This window comes from Prevotella sp. AM42-24, from assembly GCF_003461825.1.
Classification (GTDB): Bacteria; Bacteroidota; Bacteroidia; order Bacteroidales; family Bacteroidaceae; genus Prevotella; species Prevotella hominis.
Window position 1 is genome coordinate 1,236 of the sequence record NZ_QTXV01000151.1, and the last position, 394, is coordinate 1,629.

The following is a 394-nucleotide window of genomic DNA, read 5'->3' on the forward strand; positions in this document are numbered from 1 at the left end:
GTTTCTTCTGCTTACGGCACTCATACGCAACTTCTATAAATTCATCATGGCGAGGCTTGACGTGAAGAGGTTCGGACTCAAAGCAACAAGCCGCATCAAGGCGTTTGTCTTCAAGTTCATCTCTGTGCCAGCCAAATGGGTCAGGACATCAAGGCAGTATGTGCTGAATATCTATTCATGCAACAACGCTTATGCTGATGTGTTCCAGAATGACTTTGGATGACACCGACAACTTATGGTCGTGATTTTGCGTATTGCCTCAAGTCGCATGGTGGGGTAAGGGGATTTAATGCGTCTTTGTGGCGATTTTTGCTGCGTTGCACCCTCTTTTGCCACAGTGTCGCTACCTTTTTGACCTCTGTGTCATCTTATGAGGGCGGTTGCGGATTTGAGG

The 394-nt window shown here is 47.2% G+C and carries 1 pseudogene; it reads left to right on the forward strand.

Features of this window, described 5'->3' with window-relative positions:
- A pseudogene (locus tag DW917_RS17970) lies at positions 1 to 223 on the forward strand (IS1380 family transposase); the annotation flags it as partial.
- Positions 224 to 394 lie beyond the last annotated feature (171 nt).